The sequence below is a fragment of the Bacteroides sp. 1_1_30 genome, from assembly GCF_020982715.1.
Taxonomy (GTDB): Bacteria; Bacteroidota; Bacteroidia; order Bacteroidales; family Bacteroidaceae; genus Bacteroides; species Bacteroides xylanisolvens.
In genome coordinates this window covers 1-5258 of the sequence record NZ_JAJKHN010000160.1, presented here as the reverse complement: position 1 = coordinate 5258, position 5258 = coordinate 1, and the positions used below count along the sequence as shown (strand labels likewise).

The following is a 5258-nucleotide window of genomic DNA, read 5'->3' as shown; positions in this document are numbered from 1 at the left end:
TCGAAGACCTCGCCCTCGGAAATGGGGTTGTTGTAATATTCACCCTGTGCCGCCTTTTTGGATATTTTGGACAGTGTACGGTCAATGTCCTCTTCCGAGTTCTTTTCCGGCCATGTGGAAAATCCGTTTTTGTCGCGGATGTTTACGATGTCCCATGAGTCGGCCATTTCGCCCGCCCTCACCACGCAGCAGTCCTTGGCAATGATGTTTCCGCAGAAGATGACCAGTGTAGGTTCTGAAATGGACCGCGTGGGATACAGCGCATTTTCCCACCAGTCCCAGCGCTTCTGGATGATGTCCGGGTTCTTGGTATCCTCGTCCGTATCAAAGTCATCGACCAGCAGTACGTCGGGACGTATGGCCTCGTTTCGCGAACCACGCGGAGATTGTCCGGCACCCAGTGCGCGGAAAGAGACCTTCCCTTTGGTGGTGAATTCATCCTCGGTCCATGAGCCCGGCAGTTCCTGTTTGCCGTAGTATGCCATGATGCGTCCGTTGGCTTCGAGATTGGCCCGGTAGGGATCGAGCAGGCGCACCGCATTGTCCTTGCTGTTGGAGGTCAGAATCACATTCTTTTTGCGTCCGGTAAGCGTAAGATTCATGACGATGAACATGGTGACGGTGGATTTGGCCAGCTCACGGCTCCAAGAAAGCACCTCAAACCATTCATCGTGTGCAATGATCCGCCGGATAGCCTTTTTCTGGAAGTCGGCAAATTCATATTTGGCATAATTCGGAAAAAAGAACCTGATCCATTCTATGGGATGTTTCTCAAGATATTCCCGGTGTTTTTCCCGTTCGGCTGCCGTCATGTTCCTATCGACCGGTGTTGCCCTTGCGATGTCTTCTTTGTACTTCTCCCAATCGAGGAGAGCGAGTCTGTCAGTCTGTTTCATTGTCTATCCCTTTATAATTTGTCTTTAATGTACGCATCGGCCAGGCGTGTAATTTCCTTTGCCTTTTCGAGGTCGGCCGCCCGCACCCAATCGATGAACCCGGTGAGGACACTGATGATGTCGGCAATGCCCACTTCCTGCTCCATGTTGCGTATGGCCGCCGACAGTTTCCCGAGGATGTCAGCCTCCTTGGATGAGGGGAACCGTTCCCCTTCGGGCCGTTCGGCGATGGCCTTGTTTATTTCGGCCACCTGCCGGTAGAGGTTAGCCACCTGTTCCTGCCTTGTGAGCGTAAGCCCCACCTTCTGTTCCTCCCACTTCCCGACCCGTACCCAGTTGGACACGGACACCCGTGACACGCCCACCCGGTCGGCGATTTCCTGCTGTGTGAGGTTTTCCTTGAGGTACAAAGTCTTTGCCCATTCCTTTTTCTGGGCATTCGTCAAATCTGCCATAAATCGTCCTTTTTAGTTGTAAATCACGTTACAAAATTGCATGAAAAAGCGGGGTTTGTAAAAGCGCGTACGCATGATGACGGGTTACAGCGTTATGATAACGCCAGAAAACGTTATGATGCGGACGCGGTTTCCTGGTGCCATGGGAATGTTCTATTTTCGCACCATCGAAAGGCGGGGAAACCGCTGGTAAAGACATGACGATGAGCAGATTTTTCAATATTACAACGAGTGACGACGGCACCAGTACGATATTCCTGTACGGGGACATCGGAGACTATACGGAGGTGCAAAGCGGGCGCATAGCCCAGGAACTGATGGAAGCCGAACGCGTGAGCCGACGCATCCATGTGCGTATCAACAGCAACGGCGGGGAAGTGTACAGCGGCATTGCGATATTCAACGCCCTGCGCCATAGCCAGGCCGACATCCGCATTTATGTGGATGGCATAGCCGCCAGCATGGCCAGTGTGATAGCCCTTTGCGGCAAGCCCGTAGAAATGAGCAAATATGCCCGTCTGATGCTGCACAGTGTGAGCGGCGGGTGTTACGGCAACAAGCAGGACCTGCAGCGTTGCATGGAAGAGATAGAAAGCCTGGAAGGCAGCTTGAGTGAAATCTATGCCGAGCGGCTGGGCATGAGCAAGGAAGAAGTGAAACAGACCTATTTTGACGGCGAGGACCATTGGCTGACCGCCAAGGAAGCCCTGGACCTCGGTTTCATAGACGACATCTATGATGCAGACCCCGTGCCGGCAGACAGTACACCGGCGCAGATATATACTTTATTCAATAACCGGCTCGTTGAGCCACAAAAAAACAGAGAAGACATGAATCTGGAAGACGTAAAGAAACGCCCGCGCTTCAAGGACTGCGCGAGTGATGCGGATGTGTTCCGCCTGATGGACCAACTGGAGGAAGAGGCAGGCAAGGTACCTATCCTTACGAAAGAGAACACCGACCTGAAGGCCAAGGTGAAGACCTACGAAGACAAGGCTGAAGCCGAAGACCTTGCCGCCCGCAAGCAGCTGCTTGACGCAGCCGAGCAGGACGGTCGCATTGATGCGACTACCCGCCCCATCTACGAAAACCTTTTGGCCAATGACCGCGAGAACGGCGAAAAGGCCCTGGCCCAACTGCCGGTAAAGCGCCGTGTGATGGAAGACCTGCATCTGGAACCGAATGGTGAAGAAAGCCCCTGGAACAGGCGCATGCGAGAAATTAAGGACAAACGTAAAAAGTGATTGAACTATGGCAATAATTGTAAGAAACACGAATTACAGCGGCGAGGTACTGGAACAGTTGCTGACGCTTGCCGCTACGAGCAATGAGATTGTGGAAAAGGGGCTGATCATGGTGATTCCCGGTGTGGAGAAGAAAATCAGCCTGCCGCGCCTGAAGACCGGCAAGATGCTCCAGAAGCGCAAGGAGAACCCCGGCGTGGAGGATTCGAAGGGCAACTTCAACTACGACGAAAAGAGTCTTGACCCGGTGGACTTCATGGCCTTTACGGTGTTTAACCCCCGCACGTTCGAGAACATCTGGCGCAAATGGCAGCCGAAGGGCAACCTGGTATTCTCGGAACTTCCGCCCGAAGCGCAGAACGCCCTGCTTGCCGAGTTGGCCAAGCGGGTACAGTTTGAACTGGGTGACCACTATGTGAACGGTGAATATGGGGATGATGACGACCACTTGTTTAACGGCATCCTGACCCAGATGGCCAAGGATACTGAGGTGATTGTGGTGGACAGCGCAGAATCGACCATGCTGGGCAGACTGAAAGCCATGCGTGCGAAGATTCCCGTGGCCATCCGCAACAACCCGGACCTCCGCATTCTGATGAGCGTGAACGACTTTGACAAGTATGATGACGAGCTGACCCAGCGCGAGTCCAAGAACACGAGCGAAACCGATGTGAATGCCCGCCGCTACAAGGGCATTACCATTGAGACGCTTGCGGCCTGGCCCGATGATCTGATTGTGTGCACCCTCTGTTCGCCCGATGCCGGCGGCAACCTGTTTGCGGCTGTGAACTTGCAGGACGATGAAGACGTGATTCAGATTGACAAGATCTCGAACGCGAGCGAACTGTACTTCTTCAAGATGCTGATGAAGGCTGACACGAACATTGCCTTCGGTGAAGAAGTGGTGGTGCTGGACAAGCGAAGCAACCCCGTGTTCAAGGCGAGCGAGAAGAAGATTTCAGTTGACCCTGCCAGTGTGACCCTTGAGGCAACCGGTGGCAGTGAAGAAGTGACCGTGACCGCCAGCGGAGAATATGAGATAGGCAGTGCCCCTGCCGGCTTCAAGGTGGAAGCGACGGATAAAGGCGTGAAGATTTCGGCCGGTGCAAACAGTGGCAGTCAGAAAACCGGTACACTGACCCTTACGCTCAATGCCGACCGCAGCAAGACGGCCAAGATTACCATTACCCAAAACCAGAAAGGATAAGATGGTATGGCAAAATTGAAGTATCTGGTAATTCACTGTACGGCAACCCCGGAGGGGCGTGAGGTATCATCGGCGGACATCCGGAAGTGGCACACTTCGCCCGTAAGCCAGGGTGGCAGAGGTTGGAAACAGGTGGGCTACACCGACCTGTTCCACCTGCAGGGCGGTGTGGAACGCTTGGTGAACAACAACGAGGATGCGCAGGTGGATCCCTGGGAAGTGACCAACGGAGCCAAGGGGTACAACAGCGTGAGCCGCCACATTGTGTATGCCGGCGGTGTGGCCAAGGACGGCAAGACCCCGAAGGACACCCGCACCGGCTGCCAGAAAAAGGCACTGGAGAAGTATGTGAAGGACTTCCATCGCAGATTCCCGGATGTGCGCATTGTGGGACACAACGAGCTGGCGGCCAAAGCCTGCCCCAGTTTCGATGTACAGAAATGGCTGAAAGAAATAGGTATTAACCAATAATAAAAGAAGCAATCAATGAAACGAATTATGCTGTTTATGATGCTGATGCTGGGAACAGTATCGGCTGTGATGGCCCAAGGGGCCGATGTTCCGGCAACGGACTATGACGCAATGATTGGCACCTTTGCCGGTTTCGTCGGCGGTGTGGTGGTGCTTACTGAAGGGTTGAAAGGTTTGTTCCCCAACATGAAAGGCTGGGTGACGCAACTGGTGAGCTGGTGTGTGGGCCTGGTGTGCGCGATGCTACTGTGGTGGCTTGATGCCGGATTTGTGAGTGATGTGAGCTGGGACATTGCCTTGCTCTATGGTTTTGGTGCCTCACTTGTAGCCAATGGGGTAGCCGACACGGGACTGGTGCAATGGGTTATCGGACTATTCCGAAAGAAACGCGAGGAAGCAGAATAAAAGGTTGACTGACTAAAAAACGGGTGGTATGGACTTTAGCGAGATCATGAACATTATTCTTAGCGGCGGCCTTGTGGGCACTGCAGCAGCCATCGGTTCCCTGCGTGCTACGGTGAGGAAAGCGAAAGCGGAAGCGATGAAAGCCGAAGCCGACGCAGAGGGTGTGCGTGTGGATAACGCAGAACATGCCACCCGCGTTTTGGTGAGCAATATTGTGGTACCCTTAAAAGAAGAACTGAATGCAACAAGAAAAGACCTGCAGGCCAACAAGCGCGAAATGGCGCGACTGCGCAAGGCCATTGACACTGCCAACAGTTGCCGCCATCATGATGACTGTCCTGTGCTTGGCGGGCTGCGCAAGCAGCAGGAAGAGCACGACGGTGGAGAAGACACAGACGGAATCGGCAAGCGCCGACAGCGCGAGCGGAAGCCGACGGGCGGGACTGGTGATGGCGGGGATACCGGCGAGTTCGGTGAAGCTGACTATACCGGCGGACAGCCTCCGTAAGCTTCCTGAAGGTGCCGTGTACCGTGGCAAGAGCGGACAGGCCAACCTGACCGTAGGCAGTGACGGCAAGGG

Annotated in this window: 6 protein-coding genes and 1 pseudogene; 5 read left to right on the top strand and 2 right to left on the bottom strand. The window is 54.2% G+C overall.

Annotated features, from left to right (window positions below; genetic code table 11):
* Together LPH68_RS25395 and LPH68_RS25390 are read right to left on the bottom strand one after the other, a co-directional pair.
* Nucleotides 1–896, bottom strand: a pseudogene (locus LPH68_RS25395) (hypothetical protein); the annotation flags it as partial.
* Nucleotides 897–907: 11 nt separating this feature from the next.
* Complete coding sequence (locus LPH68_RS25390; protein WP_230297222.1) at nucleotides 908–1351, bottom strand: transposase family protein; 444 nt, start codon at nucleotides 1349–1351, stop codon at nucleotides 908–910.
* A gap of 203 nt (nucleotides 1352–1554) precedes the next feature.
* Between LPH68_RS25390 and LPH68_RS25385 the strand changes: the two genes are divergently transcribed.
* Genes LPH68_RS25385 through LPH68_RS25365 form a run of 5 tightly spaced genes read left to right on the top strand, consistent with a single transcriptional unit; the run spans nucleotide 1555 to nucleotide 5186 of the window.
* Nucleotides 1555–2595, top strand: a complete 1041-nt coding sequence (locus LPH68_RS25385) for a head maturation protease, ClpP-related (protein WP_022199168.1) — start codon at nucleotides 1555–1557, stop codon at nucleotides 2593–2595.
* Nucleotides 2596–2602: 7 nt separating this feature from the next.
* Entirely contained in the window at nucleotides 2603–3802 is a 1200-nt protein-coding gene (locus LPH68_RS25380; RefSeq protein ID WP_007562509.1) for a BACON domain-containing protein, read from the top strand.
* Between the two features lie 6 nt (nucleotides 3803–3808).
* Complete coding sequence (locus tag LPH68_RS25375) at nucleotides 3809–4273, top strand: N-acetylmuramoyl-L-alanine amidase (protein WP_007562507.1); 465 nt, start codon at nucleotides 3809–3811, stop codon at nucleotides 4271–4273.
* 15 nt (nucleotides 4274–4288) lie between these two features.
* Nucleotides 4289–4678, top strand: a complete 390-nt coding sequence (locus tag LPH68_RS25370; protein WP_007562505.1) for a hypothetical protein — start codon at nucleotides 4289–4291, stop codon at nucleotides 4676–4678.
* A 28-nt stretch (nucleotides 4679–4706) separates the two neighbouring features.
* Nucleotides 4707–5186, top strand: coding sequence for a hypothetical protein (locus tag LPH68_RS25365; RefSeq protein WP_134770725.1), 480 nt, complete (start codon nucleotides 4707–4709; stop codon nucleotides 5184–5186).
* The last annotated feature ends 72 nt before the right edge of the window (nucleotides 5187–5258 follow it).

What these genes read in the sequence shown, in the direction of transcription:
- LPH68_RS25385 (WP_022199168.1), top strand. Translation starts at nt 1,555, where the DNA reads ATGAGCAGATTTTTCAATATTACAACGAGTGACGACGGCACCAGTACG.
- LPH68_RS25365 (WP_134770725.1), top strand. Translation starts at nt 4,707, where the DNA reads ATGGACTTTAGCGAGATCATGAACATTATTCTTAGCGGCGGCCTTGTG.
- LPH68_RS25380 (WP_007562509.1), top strand. Translation starts at nt 2,603, where the DNA reads ATGGCAATAATTGTAAGAAACACGAATTACAGCGGCGAGGTACTGGAA.
- LPH68_RS25375 (WP_007562507.1), top strand. Translation starts at nt 3,809, where the DNA reads ATGGCAAAATTGAAGTATCTGGTAATTCACTGTACGGCAACCCCGGAG.
- LPH68_RS25390 (WP_230297222.1), bottom strand. Translation starts at nt 1,351, where the DNA reads ATGGCAGATTTGACGAATGCCCAGAAAAAGGAATGGGCAAAGACTTTG.
- LPH68_RS25370 (WP_007562505.1), top strand. Translation starts at nt 4,289, where the DNA reads ATGAAACGAATTATGCTGTTTATGATGCTGATGCTGGGAACAGTATCG.